Below are 1,252 nucleotides of genomic sequence, written 5' to 3' on the forward strand. Positions count from 1 at the left end.
TGGATTCAACTGGCCAACGCAACACCGGGTGGATTGCTGTCTGGTTCTGAGAGTAGCTGCTCGAGTGCTTCAGCAGGGCTACGCCAGCCGAGACGTTTGCGGGGCCGGTTGTTGAGTTCGGCGGCGACGAACTCAAGGTAGTCGGCGTGGTAGCCGGACAGGTCGGTGAACTTCGGAAAATACTGCCGGAGCAGACCATTCGTGTTCTCGTTCAAGCCGCGCTGCCAGGGCGAGTGCGGGTCACAGAAGTAGATGTCGAGACCGGTCGCCGCGGTGATCTGGACGTGGTTGGCCATCTCTTGTCCTTGGTCCCAGGTCAACGTCCGACGCAGAGTCCGCGGCAACGTGGACATCGTCGCGGTTAACGCTTCCTGGACATCGAGGGCCTTGTGGGTGTTCGGTAAATGCAGCAACACGACGAATCCGGTCGCTCGTTCGACGAGCGTGCCGATGGCGGAGCCGTTCCCAGCCCCAGTAATGAGATCGCCCTCCCAGTGCCCCGGCACTGTCCGGTCCTCGGCTTCGGCCGGCCGTTGGCTGATCGAGACCGCACCGGCATGCCTACTTCGACGCTGGTCGGGCTTACGGTGCGGCTTGCGCAGCGCGCGTCCGGTTCGCAGGCACTGTGCCAGTTCACGTTTGAGCGCTTCTCGTCTTCGAACGTAGAGCGACTGATAGATCGTCTCGTGAGACACCCGCATCCGCGGATCGTCGGGAAAATCGACCAGTAGCCGTCGGCTGATCTGCTCGGGACTGTGCTTCAACAGCAACTGTCGCTCGACATAGGCGCCCAGTCGGGAATCGCGGCGAAGCAATGCGGTCTTGGGACGGCGGGCGCGCTTGTCGGCGAGTGCTTGAGCGACAGTGGCCCGGTATCCGGTCTTCGGTCGGCGAGTGCCACGGGCGAGTTCGCGGCTGACGGTCGAGGCAGACCTTCCGATGGTCCTGGCAATCGCTCGGACACCCTCACCCGCCGCACGGCGACAGGCGATCTCTTCCCGCTCGGCGAACGACAAACGGACCGGGCGAGTCGAATGTTCACACCATTGTGGCGGCATCACTCCGCCAGCCTCACGGAACCACCGCCAGCCAACCGTCTTCGACACACCAACCGCCGCGGCCGCGGTGTCGATGATCTCGCCTCGGCGGATCCACGCCCAGAACGAACGCTGAACCTCAACCGATATCGCAGGACGTCCCAACACCAACTCCCTCGTCACGGCGGGTGTTGCGTTGACCCCCTGAACCTAAG

At 63.3% G+C, this 1,252-nt stretch carries 1 protein-coding gene; it reads right to left on the reverse strand.

Annotated features, from left to right (window positions below; translation table 11 throughout):
- Positions 1–5: 5 nt before the first annotated feature.
- Entirely contained in the window at positions 6–1,220 is a 1,215-nt protein-coding gene (locus ON21_RS30315; RefSeq protein WP_218004162.1) for an IS30 family transposase, read from the reverse strand.
- Positions 1,221–1,252: the final 32 nt, after the last annotated feature.

The sequence above is a fragment of the Nocardia araoensis NBRC 100135 genome, assembly GCF_000308435.1.
Taxonomy (GTDB): Bacteria; Actinomycetota; Actinomycetes; order Mycobacteriales; family Mycobacteriaceae; genus Nocardia; species Nocardia araoensis.